This window comes from Terrabacter sp. P2_E3, from assembly GCF_056403915.1.
Map to the genome: position 1 here is coordinate 251292 of NZ_JBFUEN010000004.1, position 18076 is coordinate 269367.

Sequence of the window (18076 nt, forward strand, 5' to 3'; positions counted from 1 at the left end):
GAACATGGCTATCTTCCTCAACGCCGACTCGAAGGTCATCGTCCAGGGCATGACCGGGTCCGAGGGCATGAAGCACACCCAGCGCATGCTCAAGTCCGGCACCGACATCGTCGGCGGCGTCAACCCCCGCAAGGCCGGCACGACGGTCGACTTCGAGGGCGGCGTCTCCGTCCCCGTCTACGGCACGGTCAAGGAGGCCATCGAGGCCACCGGCGCCAACGTGTCCGTGATCTTCGTGCCCGCGCAGTTCACCAAGGCCGCGGCCGTCGAGGCGATCGAGGCCGAGATCCCCCTCGCCGTCGTCATCACCGAGGGCGTCGCGGTCAAGGACACGGCGGAGTTCTACAACTACGCCAAGGACAAGGGCACGACGCGCATCGTCGGCCCGAACTGCCCCGGCCTCATCACCCCGGGCGTCAGCAACGCCGGCATCATCCCGGCCGACATCTCCGGCACCGGCCGCATCGGCCTCGTCTCGAAGTCGGGCACGCTGACCTACCAGATGATGTACGAGCTGCGTGACTTCGGCTTCAGCTCGGCCGTCGGCATCGGTGGCGACCCGATCATCGGCACGACGCACATCGACTGCCTCGAGGCGTTCCAGAACGACCCCGACACCGACGCGATCGTCATGATCGGCGAGATCGGTGGCGACGCCGAGGAGCGTGCGGCCGCCTACATCAAGGAGCACGTCACGAAGCCGGTCGTCGGCTACGTCGCCGGCTTCACCGCCCCGGAGGGCAAGACGATGGGCCACGCCGGCGCCATCGTCTCCGGCTCCTCGGGCACCGCGCAGGCCAAGAAGGAGGCCCTCGAGGCCGCGGGCGTCAAGGTCGGCAAGACGCCGTCCGAGACGGCCGACCTCATGCGCGAGATCATGAAGGACCTCGCGAAGTAGCCTGCGCCAGCAGCGTTTCCGAGCGGGCGGTCACCTCTGGGTGGCCGCCCGCTCTGCTGTCTCCCGAGGGCGTATGCCGTGTGGCCGGCCCTTCGCCCACGGCGCCCGGGCGCGTGGCCCGGGGGGACGGCATACGCGATCGGTGGTCAGCAGGCCATCAGGCCGATGACGAAGCCGCGGGCCCGCAGCCTCGGGATGAGCAGGTCGAGGGCGGCCACCGTCTGCGACCGGTCACCGCCTCCGTCGTGCAGGAGGATCCGCGAGCCGCCCCGGACGCTCGCGAGCACGCGGCTCACGATCGTCGTGGTGCCGGGGCGGGACCAGTCGCGCGGGTCGACGGTCCAGAGGATCTGGCGCTGGCCGCGGTTGGCGATGATCGTCGCGATGCGCGAGCTCGTCGCCCCGTAGGGCGGTCGCACGCAGCGTGGCCGGTGGCCGAGGGCCGACTCCATCCGGTTCAGCTGCGACGTGACGGCGGACGTCGACAACGTCGTGAGGTCGGGGTGGCTCCACGTGTGGTTGCCGATGAGGTTGCCGTTGCTGCGCAGGCTGCGGGTGATCGACGGGTACCACGAGACGTTCTGGCCGAGCTCGAAGAAGACGGCGTGCACGCCGTACTTCCGCAGGACGGCGAGGACCTTCGGGGTGTAGGTGGAGCTGGGACCGTCGTCGAAGGTGAGGTAGACGGTGCCCGCGTAGGCGACAGGCACGGAGGCGACCTCGAGCGGCGCGGTGGCGACGACGGAGGCGCGCGGGGTCGGGGCCCGGGCGGTCGGGCCGACGGCGGCCACGATGAGGGCGAGCACTGCCAGCAGGGGTGCCAGCAGGTGGAGGGTTCTGCTGTTCATGATGGGTCATCCCCTTCACCTCCATCGTCCGCCCGCCGGGCCGGCCGCGCGGGGCTTCGGGGCTGATCCGTGCCTCACATCCGGCCGCTCTCGGGCCCCATCGGCGTGGGCGCTCGCTCCGTGGCGGGGATCTTGTGACCATGGGAGCGACCACGCACGAGCCCGCAGGACCCGCAGCGCAGGAGTGAGACCACTGGCCCCGCCGAGCACGACCACGACGTCGACGACCACGTCGGCGACCTCGTCGACCAGCCCCTCGACGGCGATGCCGGCTGGCCTGCGCGCCGGCGCCCTCGCCGCCGTCGGCACGTGGTCGGTCGTCGTCCTGCCCGCGCTCATCGGCTGGGTGGCTGCGCCCGAGAGCTCGGTCGGGTGGTTCTCGGCGGTCTCGGTCGCCAGCGCTCTCTGGTTCCTCGGCCACGGACAGTCCGTCGGTGCCGGCTCCGTGGCGATCTCCATGACGCCGCTGCTGCTCCTGCTCGTCTTCGTCCTCATCGCCTACCGCTTCGCCCGTCGTCTCGCGGCGACGGAACGGCTACGCGTCGGTGCGACTGACTGGAGCCGCGTCGCGCAGTGGGGCGTCGTGCCCGGCTTCGTCATCGGCTACGGCCTCGTGTCGGCGGTCTTCGCGCTCTTCACCCTCGGGGGCCCGGCGACGCCCGGCGTCGCCGCGGTCGTGGGGTCGCTGCTCGTGCCGCTCGCAGCGCTCGGCTTCGTCATGCTCCGGCCCGACGACGAGAGCGCGCCGGCGTTCGTGCGCACGTGGTTCCGGCGCGGCCCGACGTGGCTGCCGACGGTGTGGCGCACCGGCTGGCGCGGGGCGGGCGTGCTGCTCGCCCTCGGGTTCGTCGTCGTCGTCGTGAGACTCGTCGTGTCGTGGTCGACCGTCGCCGACATCCAGGACCAGTACGGCGCCAACCTCGGGGCGATCGCCATCATCGCGCTCGCCCAGGTCGCCCTCCTCGGCAACGCGGCCACGTGGGCCCTCTCGTTCCTCGCGGGCCCAGGCTTCCAGGTCGCCCTCGGCTCGACGATCTCCGCCGGAGCCGCCCAGCCCGGGCTGCTGCCGCTCGTGCCCGTGCTCGGTGCGCTGCCGCAGGCCAGCGACTACCCGGCGACGATGTATGCCGTCGTGCTGGCTCCGGTGCTCGTCGGCCTGTGGCTCGGTCGTCGGGTCGACGCCGAGCTCGAGTTCTTCGGCAACGTGCGGGCCCGGTTGTCGGCCACGGCCGTGGCGGCGCTCGTCGCGGTCGTGGTCGTCGTCGCCCTGACCGCTCTCGGCAACGGTGCGGTCGGCGTCGACCGGCTCTCGGCCGTCGGGGCCCACCTCTGGTCGTTCGCTGCGGCCCTGACGGCCGAGGTCGTCGGGGGTGCGCTGCTCTTCACGGGCGTGCTCGTGCTCCGTGACCGTCGCGCCGAGCAGCGCGAGCGCGAGCACCAGTCGGGGGTCGCGACGCAGGCCGGTGCGGACGCGGAGACCTCAGCCCCCGAGGCGGACTGACGGGGAGTGTCGACGGGGGCTGACGGACTGACGCGGGACGGTCGGGGTGGCCTCAGCGGGCGACGAGGCCGATCATCCCGGCGTCCTTCAGCGGCGCGCAGTCGCCCTCGGCGATGCTCGTCTGCGCCCCGGCGACGCACTCCTCGTAGGCGTGGACCGAGTCGTAGAAGACGACCTGGAGCGCCAGGGACGACAGCAGCATGCCGGAGATGACAAGGGTCACGACGGGCCAGATCTTCTCCTTGCCGCCGCGCGTCGACAGGAAGCGGAGCAGGCGCACGGTCAGCACGATCGCGAGCACGAGCGGCAGCGCGGCGACGAAGCGCTTCGGCAGCGGGAGGTACATCGCCACGAGGCCGAGCAGCACGAGGAGCGCGATGGGCAGGGTGCGCTTCGCCTTCTCACGGGCGAACGCGATCTCCTGCTCCTGCTGCGGCTCGGTCATGTGGTCCATCCTCGCCCATCGCGAGCTGGCGCAGGAGGCCGGGAGCCGTCCAGAGTGGCACTGCCCCGGCGACCGAGCGCGCACACCCCCTCTCCCATCCGCTGGCATTGCCCCATCTGACGATTCGTCGATGGAACGGTGCGCGGCCTGCCATGCTGAGTCGGCGGGGGTGCACTCGGCAGAGGAGCCCAACCGTGATGAGCCGATTCTCGCGAATGGTGGCCGTACTCGGCCTCGTGACCGCCTCAGCCCTCACGGTCGCCACGGTGACGCCCTCACATTCTGCCGCGGCCGCCGAACCACCGGCCCCACCACCGATCATCAAGCTCTTCGACCTGGTGCAGGATCCGGTCTTGCACATTCCGCTGCCCCAGCCGTATTCGGCTGAGACCCAGGCGGCACTCACGGCCTTCGAGACGAAGGCGGTCGCCGAGGTGCTCCAGAACAAGTCGCTCCCACCGAGCGACGAGCTGAGCGTCCGGGCGCTCGCCCGCGACGACATCCGCACCCAGCTCTGGGCCGACCTCGGGGTGATCATGCTCAAGCCGGCGGCGAGCAGAACGGCGACGGAGGGACTCGTCCACGCGTGGTTCTCCGCCAAGGTGCGACGCACGCAGATCGGCGCTGCGAAGGCTGCCGTGAGTGAGTACGTCAAGTGGTCAGGACTCACCGAGAGCACGTACACGAAGACCGACACCTATGCCCCCCAGCCGCGGAACGGGTCCGACGGCTACTGCAACTACCACCCGCCGGGCCGGTACGACACCACGGCCGAGTACAACGGTCGAGGGACGACGATCTGCACCGAGTCAGGGCTCACGATCTTCAGCTTCCTCGTCTTCTCCCCACCCCGGCCGACCTATGACCAGTTCGTGAAGTACGGGCAGTACCTCCAGCTGGAGGCGCTGTCACAGGGAGTCACGAACGCGTGGAACCCACTGACGTACAACGACTTCACCGTTCATGCGGGGCAGGTGTCCGCACTTGTGGGGATGGGTGTCTCCTTGGCCGCCAGCGGAGCCGCGATCCCCATCGCGCGGGCATTGGCCGTCCCGTTGGGACCGGACAACCTCTTCGTGACCAAGCTGTTCCCGTTCGCGGCCCGGGCGAAGTTCGTCGCCAGCCCCGCCCTGCAGGGGGCCGAGGCCACGATCAAGATCGCAGAGGCTGCCGCCGCCGACGCGCAGGCATTGCGCTCGTTCGCGGCGCTCAGGGCTGCCAACTCCCTCAAGGCTGGGGCCGTGACCGCCATCGCCGATGCGGAGACAGCGGCTCGCGCTACTGAGGCGGCTGCGATGGCTGAGGCCCGGCTGACGGCCGGGATCAAGGTCTTCGGTGCCATCACGTCGGTGGTGGGCGCCATCGTCGACATCGTGGTCACCACCACCGTCGCATCGATCCAGATCAACAGCGACCTCGAGGCGCCGAAGAAGCTGGCCGAGCTGCTCACGAAGGCGGAGGGGACCCCTGATCTGGCTGCACTGATGAAGCAGGCTGATGCCTACCCGGGAATGATGGCCACCTTCCTCAACGAGACCTTCCCCGAGCCCGAGTGGGGCTGCAGCGGTTTCATCCAGGTCGGCGTCGAGCTGCATGAGTGCGCGAACGCGCCTGCCACGGGAAGCGAGGGCAACGCGCCTGCGTGGACCGAGGCGGAGCCGCAGTTCCTCAACGGTGTCGCGTCCGGTGGGTCCGTGACGAGCTGGGGCCAGACGCCGAGAATCTCCGTGGACCTGCCCGATGACGAGGGATCTCTCTGGGTCCGACCGCATGGAGAGGGCTGGTGGATCCTGCAGCAGGTTCTTCCCGACGGCACGGTGACACCGGAATGGCAGTCCACGTGGTTCCCGTTCCGCGGGCCTGGTGGTGAGACCTACATCGCCGAGCGCACCCAGAACGCGACGGGCAAGTACCTGTTCAACATCGCCCCGGTCGGCGACACGGCGCTGGACACCTCGTGCTATCCCGGAGGCGGCGCCATCGCGCCGAGCGGGATGTCATGGATGTCGTGCCTCCGGGACGACATCACGTACGTCGACGGTCAGGGGCGCACCGCCAACGTGCTCGAGATGGTCCACGGCACACCGCCGGACCCCGCAGCCCCGGTGGCTCCGCCGCAGGTCCGGCTCGATGGGCCGTGGGAGGCGCCGCAAGGAGTGCCGGTCACCTTCACCGCGTCTGTGCTCGACGACTCCGGCCCGCTGACCTACGAGTGGCTCTACACGTGCCCGGGCGCCCCCGGCGGGTTCTGCATCGTTCCCGGCTCGCCCACGCTCGTCCTGGCGTTCGAGCAGAGCGGGCCCAGCCACGTGGGTGTCAAGGTCACCAACGCCGCAGGGCAGATCGCCTCGGACACACGCTCGTTCACGGTGTCCGAGCCGACGAACGCGATCGAGTTCGCACCCCCGGCCGACATGCAGTTCAGCAAGAGCAACATCTACGGACGGCCTTACGAGACGCAGGGCATCCGTGCCTCGGCGACGTCTCAGCTTCCCGTCACGTTCGCCGTGGACCCCGGCTCCCAGAGCGTGTGCCAGCTCGACTCCGGCACCGTCACCGCGACCGGGGTGGGCACGTGCAGCATCACGGCCTCGCAGGCAGGGGACGGTGTCTTCCCGGCGGCGACCCCGGTCAGCAGGGCGTTCCAGGTCAGGCCGAGCGCGTTCCTCATCACCGTGAGCGACGGACCACTGCAGTACTCGGACCCGGCGCCTTCGCTGTCACCCTTCATCCCTGAACCCCTCGCCCTCGACGGGATCACCGGCACGCTCTCCGGATGCGAGCGGCTCATCGGTCTCGTCTCTGCGACCGGGGAGGTCACGGCGGAGCCGGGCAGCTACCCGCTGAACGGCTGCGGCGGCTACTCGAGCGACCACTACGTCCTGGGCTACAGCGGGGCCACCACCGTCACCCCGGAGGACGCCACGCTGACCAGCACCACCCGAGCGGTGACCGCGCCCGGGCTCGCCGTCATGACGGCCACGTTGGGTCAGGTGGACGACGGCCACCCGGGCGACATCACCCGGGCCCGGGTGGACTTCCAGCTCTTCCGCTCTGCCAACCAGACGGATAGGCCGGACATCCAGGTGGTCAACCAGGCAGTGAACGCGGACGGGCTGGTGGCACGGACGCTCGAGGGTCTCCCGGCCGACACGTACCGTCTCGTCATCCGCACCACGCCGAACGCGGTGTTCGCGGCGACCGCCTCCGAGCAGAGCCTGGTCGTCGAGGCGGCCGTGGCGCCCTCCCTGGGCCTCGTCCCGGCGAACACCACGGTGACCGCCGGCGAGTCGGTGACCTTCGCCTCGAGCGCAACGGGCAACCCGGCCCCGACCGCGCAGTGGTACCGCGTCACGGCGGGACCGACCTTCACGGCAATCCCCGATGCCACCAGCCCGAGCCTCACGCTGCCGGCAGTGACGTACGCCCAGAACGGTGAGCAGTACGTCGTCAGGTACACCAACGCGACCGGGACGGCGAACTCGGGCATCGTCACGCTGACGGTCCTTCCGGCTGCGCCCCGTGTCGTGACCTCACCCAGCAGCACCAACGGTCTCGCTGGAGGCACGGCGACCTTCATGGCTGCGGCTTCCGGTGACCCCCAACCGAACGTGCAGTGGTCGAGCTCGGGCGACGGGGGCGTGACGTGGACGCAGATCGCCGGCGCCACGACCGCCCGGCTGACTCTCACCGACCTCCGGTCGTCCCAGTCCGGGACGCGGTACCGCGCCGAGTTCACCAACGTCGGCGGCTCCGCCGTGACCGGTGTGGCCGTGCTCACCGTGCTGACCCAGGCGCCGCGCGTCACGTCGGACCCACAGGACGTCACCGTGAGGTCCGGCGCGACCGCGACGTTCACGGCCGCGGCGAGCGGGGCACCCGCACCCACTGTGACGTGGCAGAGGTCGAGGGACCGCGGCCGCACCTGGGTGACGATCGCGGGCGCCGACTCCAGGCGGCTCGTCGTCGCCGGCGTCACGTCAGCTGTCACGGGAACCCGGTACCGCGCCGTGTTCACCAACGAGGCAGGTGTCGCCGCCAGCCGGGCGGCCACGCTCACGGTGCGACCCCGGTGAGGGGGGATCGGCCTCCGTAGGGCCCCCTAGACTCGCGCCATGACGAACGCCGCTGCCCGCCGATCGACGTGGACTGACGGTGGTGCCGCCGGTGACCCGGTGCCCGTCGTCGTCCTCGTCTCCGGCTCCGGCACCCTGCTCCAGGCGCTCGTCGACGCCTCGGCCGACCCGGACTACGGCGTGCGGATCGCCGCGGTGGGGGCCGACCGCCCGTGCACGGGGCTCGAGCGGGCCGAGCGGGCCGGCATACCGACGTTCCTCGTGCGGCCCGCCGACTTCGAGGACCGAGCCGCCTGGGACGGCGCCCTCGCCGAGCAGGTCGCCGCGGCCGGACCGCGTTTCGTCGTGACGGCAGGCTTCATGCGGATCCTCGGACGGGCGACCCTCGGGGCGCAGCCCGTCGTCAACACCCACCCCGCCCTGCTGCCGAGCTTCCCCGGCGCCCACGGCGTGCGCGACGCCCTCGCCTACGGCGTCAAGGTGACCGGCACGACGTGCCACGTCGTCGACGCGGGCGTCGACACCGGTCCGATCATCGAGCAGCGGGTCGTGGCGGTCGAGGACGACGACACGGAGGAGAGCCTGCACGAGCGGATCAAGGTCCAGGAGCGAGACCTGCTCGTCGACGTCGTGAGCCGACTGGCGCGTGAGGGCTTCGCCGTCGAAGGACGACGAGTTCGGATCGGGCGGCCCTGACCGCTACGCTGGTCGCACACGACTGGCGCGGGTGGGACACCACCGGGGAGTGACGTCGGGAGCATCGACCGCCTGGGTGCCTCGCGAGAACGGATGCCGTCTGGTCAGACCGACCGGATGCGCCGCGACCGATGTCACCGAACCAGGAGTGCACCCCATGACTGCTGCCCCGTCCGCCGCGCCGTCCACCGACACCGACGGCCGCCGCCCGATCAAGCGGGCCCTCGTCTCCGTCTACGACAAGTCCGGTCTCGACGAGCTGGCCCGGGCCCTCGACGCCGCCGGGGTCGCCATCGTCTCGACCGGCTCGACGGCGAAGACCATCGCCGCCGCGGGGGTGCCCGTGACGCAGGTCGAGGAGCTGACCGGCTTCCCCGAGTGCCTCGACGGCCGGGTCAAGACGCTGCACCCCAAGGTGCACGCCGGCATCCTGGCCGACACCCGCAACCCCGACCACGTCCAGCAGCTCGCCGACCTCGGCGTCGAGGCCTTCGACCTCGTCGTCGTCAACCTCTACCCGTTCCGCGAGACCGTCGCGTCGGGTGCGAGCGAGGACGAGTGCGTCGAGCAGATCGACATCGGCGGTCCGTCGATGGTGCGCGCCTCGGCCAAGAACCACGCGAGCGTCGCGATCGTGACGAGCCCAGCGGCATACGCCCACGTGACGCAGGCCCTCGGGGCCGGCGGCTTCACGCTGACCGAGCGTCGCCGCCTCGCGGCCGAGGCGTTCGTCCACACGGCGAGCTACGACAACGCCGTCGCGAACTGGATGGGGAACGTCGTCGCCGACACGAGCGACGGCACCGGCTTCCCGGCCTGGACGGGCGCGACCTTCGACCGTGCGGCCGCCCTGCGCTACGGCGAGAACCCGCACCAGAGCGCGGCGCTCTACCGCCACTGGCGTCCCGGCGTGGCGAGCGCCGAGCAGCTGCACGGCAAGGAGATGTCCTACAACAACTACGTCGACACGGACGCCGCCGTGCGTGCCTCGCACGACCACGGCGACCAGCCGACCGTCGCGATCATCAAGCACGCCAACCCGTGCGGCATCGCCGTGGGGGGCACGATCGAGGAGGCCTACGAGCGGGCCCACGCGACCGACCCCGTGAGCGCCTACGGGGGCATCATCGCGGCCAACCGCACCGTCACGGCGGCGATGGCGGCGGCCGCCAAGCCGGTCTTCACCGAGGTCATCATCGCGCCCGACTACGAGCCCGAGGCCCTCGAGATCCTCACGGCCAAGAAGAACCTCCGTGTCCTGCGCCTGCCCGCCGGGATGGCGCAGGCAGCCGACCCGATCGAGACGCGCGCCATCAGCGGTGGCCTGCTCGTGCAGACCGTCGACAAGGTCGACGCCGTCGTGCGCGGCGAGGGCGAGGCCGTGACCGGTGGCGACGACGCCGCGAACTGGCGGCTCGTCGCGGGTGAGGTCGCGGACGAGGCGACGATCGCCGACCTGCAGTTCGCCTGGCGCGCGATCCGCGCCGTGAAGTCCAACGCGATCCTGCTCGCCAAGGACGGCGCTGCGGTCGGCGTCGGGATGGGCCAGGTCAACCGGGTCGACTCGTGCTACCTCGCCGTGCGCCGCGCGGGGGAGGAGCGGGCCCGTGGCTCCGTCGCCGCGTCCGACGCGTTCTTCCCGTTCGCCGACGGACTGCAGATCCTGCTCGACGCCGGCGTCCGCGCGGTCGTGGCCCCCGGCGGCTCGATCCGCGACGAGGAGATCATCGAGGCCGCGAAGGCGGCCGGCGTGACGATGTACTTCACGGGGACGCGCCACTTCGCCCACTGACACCGTCGAGAGGCCACGTCCGGCCCCTCTCGGAACGTCGAAAGGCCAGTTCTCCTCACGGGGAACTGGCCTTTCGACTGCGCCCACCGGGCCATCCGTGGCCTCTCGACGGTGGTGGCGGCGCGTCGGCGGTTCAGCGGTTCAGCGGTTCAGCGGTTCAGCGGGTCCAGCGGTAGCCGGTGGGCTCGCCCTCGCCGAGGTCGACGATCGCGGCGACCGGGCCGCCGCCGTCAGGGCCCTGGTGGGCAGCGGACACGGACACGAAGACGGCCGGGTCACCGGTCACCGAGGCGGTGACACCGCCGACGGCCGACTTGATCTGGCGGTGCCAGTGCACGTCGGAGTCATCGAGCATCGCGTTGCGTCGACCGTGCACGGTGCCGTCCTGGCTCACCTCGCACTTGAGGAAGACGTTGACGAGCCGGCCCTGGATGTCGCTGCTGTGCGGGCGCTCGGGCAGGTCGAGCCCGGCGTCCTTGATCGCGCCCCACACGCCGTCGGCGTCGAGCGCGTCCTGCATCACCGAGTGGCCGATGCGGTAGCGGCCACCGATGCCCTTGGTGTTGCCGACGACGACGACCTGCGCCTGGTCGAGCTCCACGCCCGAGCTGCACGAGGCGACGGACGAGAAGAGCGACCGGTCGTGCATGATGTCGGCGTCGGTCGGCATCTCGATCTCACCGAGGGCGACGGCGATGCCGAGGCCGGTCGTGCCGTTGGAGAGGTCCATCGACTCGTGCGTGTGCTCGGTCCAGACCTGGTGCCCGCGCGACTTCGCGTCGCGGATCGTGTGGATCGTCAGCAGCGGTGTCTTGGTCTGGACGTAGTGGACGTCGGCAGGGTCGGTGATGCCGGCGCGCTCCATGGCGACCTTCACGGCGTCGGCGACCTTCTCGACCATCGCGACGTAGCCGATCTCCTCGGGCTTGATCGGCTCGCTCATCGCGAAGCCGACGGTCAGCCGGGGCTCGTCGGACTGCTCGGCCCGGTCGGCCGGGACGGTGGCGAAGATCGTCGCGTGCGGGCTGATGATGCCGTCCGTGCCACCGGACCAGACGATCGGGACCTGCTTGACCTGGTCGGCCGGGGCACCCTTCTCGACGAGGACCTCGCGGAAGGCGCGATCGGCGATGATCCGCGTGTAGTCGTTGACGCCGCCGTTGCCCTCGGTCTTGCCGATGATGGCGATGACGCGGCTCGCCTCCATGACACCGTCGTCGATGAGCGTGGCGAGCTCCGACGCGTCGGCGACCGAGTGGATGGGGACCTTGCGCACCTCAATGGCTTCGGGCACGTGAATCACCTTTCTCTTTCAGGGTTTTCGATGACGGTGCCGACGTGGCCGTCGACGGCGGTGGCGAGCTGGTCGAGTGCTGTGATGATCGAGCGCGAACCGCCGGAGCGGACGAAGCGCAGGGCGGCCTCGACCTTCGGGCCCATCGAGCCCGACGCGAAGTGGCCGGCGGCGGCATACGCCTCCATCTCGGCGAGCGTGACCCGGCCGATGTCGTGGGCCTCCGGCGTGCCCCAGCCGGCGACGGCGTGGGCGACGTCGGTCGCGATGACGAGCGCGTCGGCGTGGACGGCCCGGGCGAGCAGGGCGGCCGTGAGGTCCTTGTCGATGACGGCCTCGACGCCGTGCATGGCGCCGTCACTGCCGCGGACGACGGGGATACCGCCGCCTCCGGCCGTGACGACGACGTAACCAGCGGCGAGGAGCGTGTGGAGCGTGTGCGTCTCGAGGACCTCGACCGGCTCGGGGGAGGCGACGACGCGACGCCATCCCTTCTCGCCGCGGTCCTCCCAGCGCTCGCCGTGGTCGATGAGCGTCTGGGCCTGCTCGCGGGGCAGGAAGCGCCCGATCGGCTTCGTCGGGTGGGTGAAGCCGGGGTCGTCGGCGTCGACGAGGGTGCGCGTGATGATCGCGGCGACCGGTCGCTCGACGTGACGGGCGGCGAGGGCGGCCTCGAGGGTGTCGAGCAGCGTGAAGCCGATCGTCCCCTGCGTCTGGGCGCCGCACCAGTCGAGCGGGACCGGCGGCACGACGTGCGCGGCGAGCTCGTTCTTGACGAGGAGGTTGCCGACCTGGGGCCCGTTGCCGTGCGTGATGACGACCTCGTGGCCGGCGGCGACGAGCTCGGCGAGGTGGTGGCTCGCCGTGGCGATGGCCTCGCGCTGGGCCTGGGGAGCCGCGCTGCCGTCGGGCCCGGTCATGGCGTTGCCGCCCAGCGCCACGAGCACCCTCACGGCGCGTCCTCGGTCGTCATGGCGTGAGCCTAGGGAGCGCGGCCGAGCGGGCGCGTTGTCACCTCCTGCCCAACGCGACCCCCGACATTGGCAGATGTATGCCGTCGGGTGCAGCGCGCGACCGTGCCGAGCCGGCGGGTGGGCGCCGTCACGAACCACGCCCGGCATACCGGTCGGGCGGGTACGAGGAACATAATGTCCGAGGGGGCGCCGTCCGGGGCGCCGCCGACCGAACCGAGAGGTGGGGGACCGTGGGAGTCGGAGTCCTGCTCGCCGTCGTGGGGGCCATCCTGACCTTCGCGGTGCGGGCCAACACGTCCGTCATCAGCCTGCCCATCGTCGGCGTCATCCTCATGATCGCGGGCGCGGCGCTCATCTGGCACGGGAGCAAGGGCACCCGCCGCAAGCGCATCATCACCCGCGAGGAGCGCCCGAGCGGCGCGACGACCCCGACCAACACCGTGCGACAGACGATCGAGGAACGCGACATCGACTGAGCCGCGGACGGTCCGGCGGCCGCTCAGGTGTGGGTGAGGACGTCGGCCCACGAGCGTGGCTCGCGGCCGAGCAGCCGACGTAGGGGGGCAGCCTCGCCCACGAGACCGCCGCGGTCGTACGAGGCGAACATCGCCCGCAGGTCGTCGCGCGCCTGGGGCGTGAGCGAGGCGCCGGGTCCGGCGACCCACTCCGCGACCTCCACGCGGACGGCCTCGACGGGGTGCCCGAGCACGTCGGCGGCGACGTGCGCCTGCTCGCGCACCGAGAGCACCTCGGGCCCGGCGAGGTCGTAGGTGACGCCCTCGTGGCCGGGGCGGGTCAGCACCGTCGCAGCGACCTCGGCCACGTCGTCGAGGTCGACGTTCGTGAACGGGGTGTCGAGCGAGTAGGGGACCGCGAGCCGGCCGGCGTGGGCCGCGTCGAGGAGGTTCTGGTGGTATGCCGCCGGGCGGAGCACCGTGGCCCCCCGCAGGTGGGTGCGCACGACCTTCTCGGCCTCCGCCTTGCGCAGATGGTGCGGCATCGACGGGTCGTGCGGGTGCAGCACCGAGTGGAACACGAATCGGGCCACGCCGGCCCGCGCTGCAGCACCGGCGACGCGGTCGGCGATGGCGACCTCGTCGGGGTGGACGTTGGGCGCCAGGTGATAGACGCCGTCGACCCCGTCGACGGCGTCGTCGAGACCGAGCCCGGAGTCGAGGTCAACGACCGAGATCGACCGGGCCCCAGCGGCATACGCTGTCTCGGCCCGTTCCGGCGATCGCACGGCAGCGCGCACGGTGACGCCGTGTGACGTGAGGGAGCGCGTGACGGCGCGGCCGGTCTTGCCGGCCGCGCCGATCACGAGGACCGTCGTCACGGTCAGACCCAGTCGACATCCGCCGCAGTCTGTCCCGCGGCGAGCGTCGCGTAGCCGGGGCCGCGGTCGAAGAAGGGCTGCTCGGCCACACGGTCGCCGCGCAGCTGCTCGCGCAAGGCATCCGAGGCGGCGGCGTCGATGACGGGCTCGTCGAGGTCGCCGGTGGCGACGACGCCGTAGTCGCGGCCCGCGCCCTCGAAGGAGACCTTGCCCCAGCGCAGGTCGCGCTCGACCTCGGCGTAGGGCCGGTCGAGCGGGTCGCCCCAGCCGCCGCCACCCGTGGTGCGGATGCGGATGACCTGGCCGGCCTTGACGACCTCGGCGTCGGCGAGGGCGTCGACGGTGCGCTCCTCCGGACCGCCCACGTCGACGGTGACCTCGAAGGGACGACCGGCCTTGCCGCCCTTGACGCCCCAGCAGGCGAGGATCGACCGGTCGGCGATCGACATGAAGTGGGCGTCCTTGAGCATCCGGATGTGCTTCTCGTAGCCGAGGCCACCGCGGTGCCGCCCGGCGCCGCCGGAGTCGACGGCGAGGCCGAGCCGCTCGACGATGAACGGGAACCGGCTCTCGGTGAACTCGGTCGGCAGGTTGCGGCTGTCGGGCACGACGTGGATCGTGTCCTCGCCGTCGGCGTAGTAGCGCCCACCGGAGCCGCCGCCGAGCACCTCACGCATGAGGTAGTCGTTGCCGTCGCGGTCCTTGCCGTAGACGCCGGTGTAGCGGATCGTCTCCTGGTCGGCCGGCATCTTGCCGTCGACGGCCTTGGCGACGACGCCGGCGAGGACGCCGAGCAGGCGCAGGATGACGAAGGTGCGGGCGTTCGTCGGCGCGGGGTAGATCGGCGTGAGGAGCGTGCCCTTCTCGGGGAACTTCATCTCGATGAGCGGCACGATGCCCTCGTTGACGTCGAGCTCGGCCATCCGCTCGGGGGTGTCGGCGAGGTTGCGCAGGATGGGCGCGAGCCACTTCTTGAGGAAGTTGCCGCCGACGTAGTCGCCGCAGTGGTTGATCGGGCCCTTGGCCTGCGGTGCCGTGCCGGTGAAGTCGATGATCAGCTTGGGGCCGCCGTCACCGGGACCGGGGCCGCCGGTCGACTGCTTGGTCAGGGTGATCCGCTGCGTGTGCAGCTTCGGCTCGTCGACCCCGTCGTGCTCGGCGTAGTCCTCCCAGACGTACGTGCCGTCGGGGATCTTGCTGAGGATCTCGCGGCGGTAGGTCTCGGTCGTCTTGTCGAGGATCGCGTCGAAGGCGGCCTCGATCGTGTCCCGGCCGTAGCGCTCGAAGAGCTCGCCGAGGCGACGGGCTCCCATGAGGCAGGCCGAGCACTCGGCGTCGAGGTCCGCAGCGAGGCTGTCGGGCATACGGCTGTTGCGCGTCATGATGCGCAGCGCCGCCTGGTTCGGAACTCCCTTGTCCCACAGCTTGATCGGCGGGACCGAGAGGCCCTCCTCGAAGACCGTCTGTGCGTTGCTCGGCATCGAGCCGGGGACGGCGCCACCGATGTCGTCGTGGTGGCCGAACGCCTGGACGAACGCGACGACCTCTCCGCCGGAGAAGACCGGCACGGTGACGCAGAGGTCCGGGAGGTGGCCGATGCCGCCCTCCGACTCGTAGACGTCGTTGTGGAAGAAGACATCGCCCTCGCTCATCTCGTCGAGCGGGAAGTCGCGCGCGATGGGGTGCACGAGCGCGCTGTACGAGCGACCCGTCAGCTTGCGCAGCTGGCGGTCGTGGATGCCGGCGCGGAAGTCGTGGGCGTCGCGGATCATGGGGGAGCGTGACGTGCGGGCGATGGCCGTCTCGACCTCCATCTCGACGCTCGCGAGCGTGCCCTCGACGATCTCGACGAGGATCGGGTCGACCGTCGTGCCCTCGGGCGTCAGGCGGTTGCCGTGCTCGTATGCGGTGGGGAGCCCCGCAGGGTTCACCGCCGCGCCGTCGTGGGCGGCCGAGGCGTCAGGGTGCTGCGACCCCGTGGCGGCGTCGACGGGGGCGAGCCGGGTGGCCGCGGTCTGGCAGGAGAAGCACATGTCAGGCCTCCGGGGTGGTCGTCGAGGAGGTTGTCGGCGCGGCGGTGGACCGGGTGATGACGAGGTTGCCGAGCGGGTCGACACGGACGACGAAGCCGGGGTGCACCGGGACCGTCGATCCGAACTCCTCGATGACCGCGGGGCCCTCGACCGTGTCGCCGGCGAGCAGGTCGGGTCGCCACCAGACGTCCGTGTCGACGTAGCCGGCGTCGGCGTCGAAGCAGACCGGGCGCACGCTGCGGTGGGCCCGCTCGCGGACGTCGGCCGCGCCCTCCGACGGCGCGAGGTCACGCAGCTCCGGGCGCGTGATGGGGCCGACACCCGTGACGCGGAGGTTGACCCACTCGACCTGCTGCGTCGGGTCGCCCCGGAAGTCGTAGCCGTAGAGCGCGCGGTGCTCGTCGTGGAAGCGCGAGGCGACGCCCGCGGCATACGCCTCGTCGACGTCTCCCTCGGGCGCGGCGACACGGACCTCGTAGGCCTGGCCGAAGTAGCGCAGGTCGACGGTGCGCGTGTAGCGGTGGCTCTCGCGCGCGAAGCCCTCGCCGTCGAGGGCGCTCGCGGCCTTCGCGGTGAGGTCGTCGAACGTCTTCTGCACGGCGGCGTGGTCGAGCGCGTGGTGACGTGCGACGGACGTCTGGACGTAGTCGTTCTTGACGTCGACGGTGAGCAGGCCGAAGGCGGAGACGTTGCCGGGGTTCTGCGGGACGACGACGCCGGCGAGGCCGAGGATGTCGACGAGGCGGCACGCGAGCAGCGACCCCGAGCCACCGAACGTCGCGAGCATGAAGTCGCGCACGTCGAGACCGCGCTTGACCGACACCTGGCGCAGCGCGTTGGCCTGGTTCCACGCGGAGATCTCGAGGATGCCGGTCGCGCAGCGCTCGAAGTCGAGGCCCAGGCGGTCCGCGAGTGCGGCGACGCCGGTGCGGGCCGCCTCGACGTCGAGGGGGATCTCGCCGCCGAGCAGGTGCGGGGGGATGCGTCCGAGCGTCACGTGGGCGTCGGTGATCGTCGGCTCGGTGCCGCCCTTGGCGTAGCAGAGGGGGCCGGGGTCGGCGCCCGCGGACTGCGGGCCGACCTTGAGCGAGCCCTCGGGGGAGATCCACGCGATGGAGCCGCCGCCCGCCCCGACGGTGACGACGTCGATCATCGGGATCTTGCTCGGGTAGGCGCCGACCGTGCCCTCGGTCGTCAGGGTCGGCTCGCCCGCGAGGACGACGGACACGTCGGTCGAGGTGCCACCGCCGTCGCACGTGAGGACCTTGTCGAAGCCGGCTCGACCGGCGATGAGGCCGGCGCCGAGCGCCCCGGCGGCCGGACCCGAGAGGACCGTCGTGATCGGCTGGTGCACGACCTCGTCGGCGGAGAGCACGCCGCCGTTGGACTTCATGATGTAGAAGGGCAGCTTCTCGGTGCTGCCGACGAACTCGTCGAGCCGGTGGTGGATGTTCGCGACGTAGCGGGACACGTTGGGCTTGACCGCGGCGTCGACGAGGGTCGTCATCGACCGCTCGTACTCGCGGTACTCGCGCAGCACCTCCGAGCTGATCGACACGACGGCGTCCGGGTGCTCGCGACGGAGCACCTCACGCATCGCCAGCTCGTGGCTGTCGTCGGCGTAGGAGTGCAGGAAGCACACGCCGATCGTCGTGATGCCGCGCTCCTTGAACCAGCGGGCGACCGTGACGGCGCGCTCCTCGTCGAACGGGCGGATCTCGTTGCCCTCGAAGTCGAAGCGGCCCCCGACCGTCTTGACGTAGTCGGCCGGCACGATGCGGGCGGGCTTGACCCAGAAGTAGGAGTTGCCGTAGCCGTCGGGGACCGCCTGGCGGGCGATCTCGAGGATGAACTCGTAACCCTCCGTCGTGATGAAGCCGAGCGCCTCGACCTTGCCCTCGAGGAGCTTGTTCGTCGCGACGGTCGTGCCGTGCGAGACGGCGCTGATGTCGTCACCGCTCGCCTCCATGAGGTCGAGGACCTTGCGGACGCCGGCGAGGAAGCCGTCGGCAGGGTTGCTCGGCGTCGAGGGCGTCTTCGTCGTGACGAGCTCGCCCGAGTCCTCGTCGAGCGCGACGACGTCGGTGAACGTGCCACCGGTGTCGATGCCGATGCGGATCCGGCGGCGTGCGGAGGTGCCTGCTGTCATGGTGAGGATTCAACCGGCGGGACGCCTCCCGGGG

At 71.2% G+C, this 18076-nt stretch carries 13 protein-coding genes and 1 riboswitch; of the genes, 6 read left to right on the plus strand and 7 right to left on the minus strand.

Features of this window, described 5'->3' with window-relative positions:
* The first annotated feature begins 4 nt into the window (after positions 1-4).
* The gene (gene sucD, locus AC1DW8_RS07180; protein WP_056778339.1) at positions 5-898 is read left to right on the plus strand and encodes a succinate--CoA ligase subunit alpha; all 894 of its coding nucleotides are present in this window, start codon (positions 5-7) and stop codon (positions 896-898) included.
* A gap of 146 nt (positions 899-1044) precedes the next feature.
* Here sucD and AC1DW8_RS07185 read toward each other — a convergent pair whose 3' ends face one another.
* Positions 1045-1746, minus strand: a complete 702-nt coding sequence (locus tag AC1DW8_RS07185; RefSeq protein ID WP_478092888.1) for a polysaccharide deacetylase family protein — start codon at positions 1744-1746, stop codon at positions 1045-1047.
* Positions 1747-2011: 265 nt separating this feature from the next.
* Between AC1DW8_RS07185 and AC1DW8_RS07190 the strand changes: the two genes are divergently transcribed.
* Positions 2012-3247, plus strand: coding sequence for a cell division protein PerM (locus AC1DW8_RS07190; RefSeq protein WP_478092890.1), 1236 nt, complete (start codon positions 2012-2014; stop codon positions 3245-3247).
* A 52-nt stretch (positions 3248-3299) separates the two neighbouring features.
* On the opposite strand, the gene AC1DW8_RS07195 is transcribed toward AC1DW8_RS07190, so the two are convergent.
* On the minus strand, positions 3300-3692 hold the full coding sequence (locus AC1DW8_RS07195; RefSeq protein WP_478092892.1) for a hypothetical protein: 393 nt from the start codon (positions 3690-3692) through the stop codon (positions 3300-3302).
* A gap of 236 nt (positions 3693-3928) precedes the next feature.
* Here AC1DW8_RS07195 and AC1DW8_RS07200 point away from each other — a divergent pair, with 236 nt between their 5' ends.
* The 3 genes from AC1DW8_RS07200 (at position 3929) to purH (ending at position 10256) form a co-directional block, all read left to right on the plus strand.
* A complete protein-coding gene (locus AC1DW8_RS07200; protein WP_478092894.1) occupies positions 3929-7768 on the plus strand; it encodes a hypothetical protein in 3840 nt (1279 codons plus the stop codon).
* A gap of 39 nt (positions 7769-7807) precedes the next feature.
* A complete protein-coding gene (gene purN, locus AC1DW8_RS07205) occupies positions 7808-8464 on the plus strand; it encodes a phosphoribosylglycinamide formyltransferase (RefSeq protein ID WP_442297275.1) in 657 nt (218 codons plus the stop codon).
* A gap of 8 nt (positions 8465-8472) precedes the next feature.
* A riboswitch (ZMP/ZTP riboswitch) is annotated at positions 8473-8549 on the plus strand.
* A 72-nt stretch (positions 8550-8621) separates the two neighbouring features.
* The gene (gene purH / locus AC1DW8_RS07210) at positions 8622-10256 is read left to right on the plus strand and encodes a bifunctional phosphoribosylaminoimidazolecarboxamide formyltransferase/IMP cyclohydrolase (RefSeq protein WP_478092896.1); all 1635 of its coding nucleotides are present in this window, start codon (positions 8622-8624) and stop codon (positions 10254-10256) included.
* A 157-nt stretch (positions 10257-10413) separates the two neighbouring features.
* Here the strand turns inward: purH and bar are convergent, their stop codons facing one another.
* Complete coding sequence (gene bar / locus AC1DW8_RS07215) at positions 10414-11550, minus strand: barbiturase (RefSeq protein WP_056778358.1); 1137 nt, start codon at positions 11548-11550, stop codon at positions 10414-10416.
* A gap of 5 nt (positions 11551-11555) precedes the next feature.
* The gene (locus AC1DW8_RS07220) at positions 11556-12503 is read right to left on the minus strand and encodes a carbamate kinase (RefSeq protein ID WP_478092898.1); all 948 of its coding nucleotides are present in this window, start codon (positions 12501-12503) and stop codon (positions 11556-11558) included.
* Positions 12504-12754: 251 nt separating this feature from the next.
* On the opposite strand from AC1DW8_RS07220, the gene AC1DW8_RS07225 reads away from it, so the two are divergent.
* Positions 12755-13000, plus strand: a complete 246-nt coding sequence (locus AC1DW8_RS07225) for a hypothetical protein (protein WP_056778362.1) — start codon at positions 12755-12757, stop codon at positions 12998-13000.
* Positions 13001-13023: 23 nt separating this feature from the next.
* Here AC1DW8_RS07225 and AC1DW8_RS07230 read toward each other — a convergent pair whose 3' ends face one another.
* Genes AC1DW8_RS07230 through AC1DW8_RS07240 form a run of 3 tightly spaced genes read right to left on the minus strand, consistent with a single transcriptional unit; the run spans position 13024 to position 18042 of the window.
* Positions 13024-13860, minus strand: a complete 837-nt coding sequence (locus tag AC1DW8_RS07230; RefSeq protein ID WP_478092900.1) for an SDR family oxidoreductase — start codon at positions 13858-13860, stop codon at positions 13024-13026.
* 2 nt (positions 13861-13862) lie between these two features.
* On the minus strand, positions 13863-15893 hold the full coding sequence (locus AC1DW8_RS07235; protein WP_478092902.1) for a hydantoinase B/oxoprolinase family protein: 2031 nt from the start codon (positions 15891-15893) through the stop codon (positions 13863-13865).
* A gap of 1 nt (position 15894) precedes the next feature.
* Complete coding sequence (locus AC1DW8_RS07240; RefSeq protein WP_478092903.1) at positions 15895-18042, minus strand: hydantoinase/oxoprolinase family protein; 2148 nt, start codon at positions 18040-18042, stop codon at positions 15895-15897.
* Between the last annotated feature and the right edge of the window lie 34 nt (positions 18043-18076).

Excerpts from the sequence above, each read along its gene's own strand:
- AC1DW8_RS07240 (WP_478092903.1), bottom strand. The coding sequence starts at position 18,042 with ATGACAGCAGGCACCTCCGCACGCCGCCGGATCCGCATCGGCATCGAC.
- purH (WP_478092896.1), top strand. The coding sequence starts at position 8,622 with ATGACTGCTGCCCCGTCCGCCGCGCCGTCCACCGACACCGACGGCCGC.
- AC1DW8_RS07185 (WP_478092888.1), bottom strand. The coding sequence starts at position 1,746 with ATGAACAGCAGAACCCTCCACCTGCTGGCACCCCTGCTGGCAGTGCTC.
- AC1DW8_RS07195 (WP_478092892.1), bottom strand. The coding sequence starts at position 3,692 with ATGACCGAGCCGCAGCAGGAGCAGGAGATCGCGTTCGCCCGTGAGAAG.
- sucD (WP_056778339.1), top strand. The coding sequence starts at position 5 with ATGGCTATCTTCCTCAACGCCGACTCGAAGGTCATCGTCCAGGGCATG.
- AC1DW8_RS07190 (WP_478092890.1), top strand. The coding sequence starts at position 2,012 with ATGCCGGCTGGCCTGCGCGCCGGCGCCCTCGCCGCCGTCGGCACGTGG.
- purN (WP_442297275.1), top strand. The coding sequence starts at position 7,808 with ATGACGAACGCCGCTGCCCGCCGATCGACGTGGACTGACGGTGGTGCC.
- AC1DW8_RS07235 (WP_478092902.1), bottom strand. The coding sequence starts at position 15,893 with ATGTGCTTCTCCTGCCAGACCGCGGCCACCCGGCTCGCCCCCGTCGAC.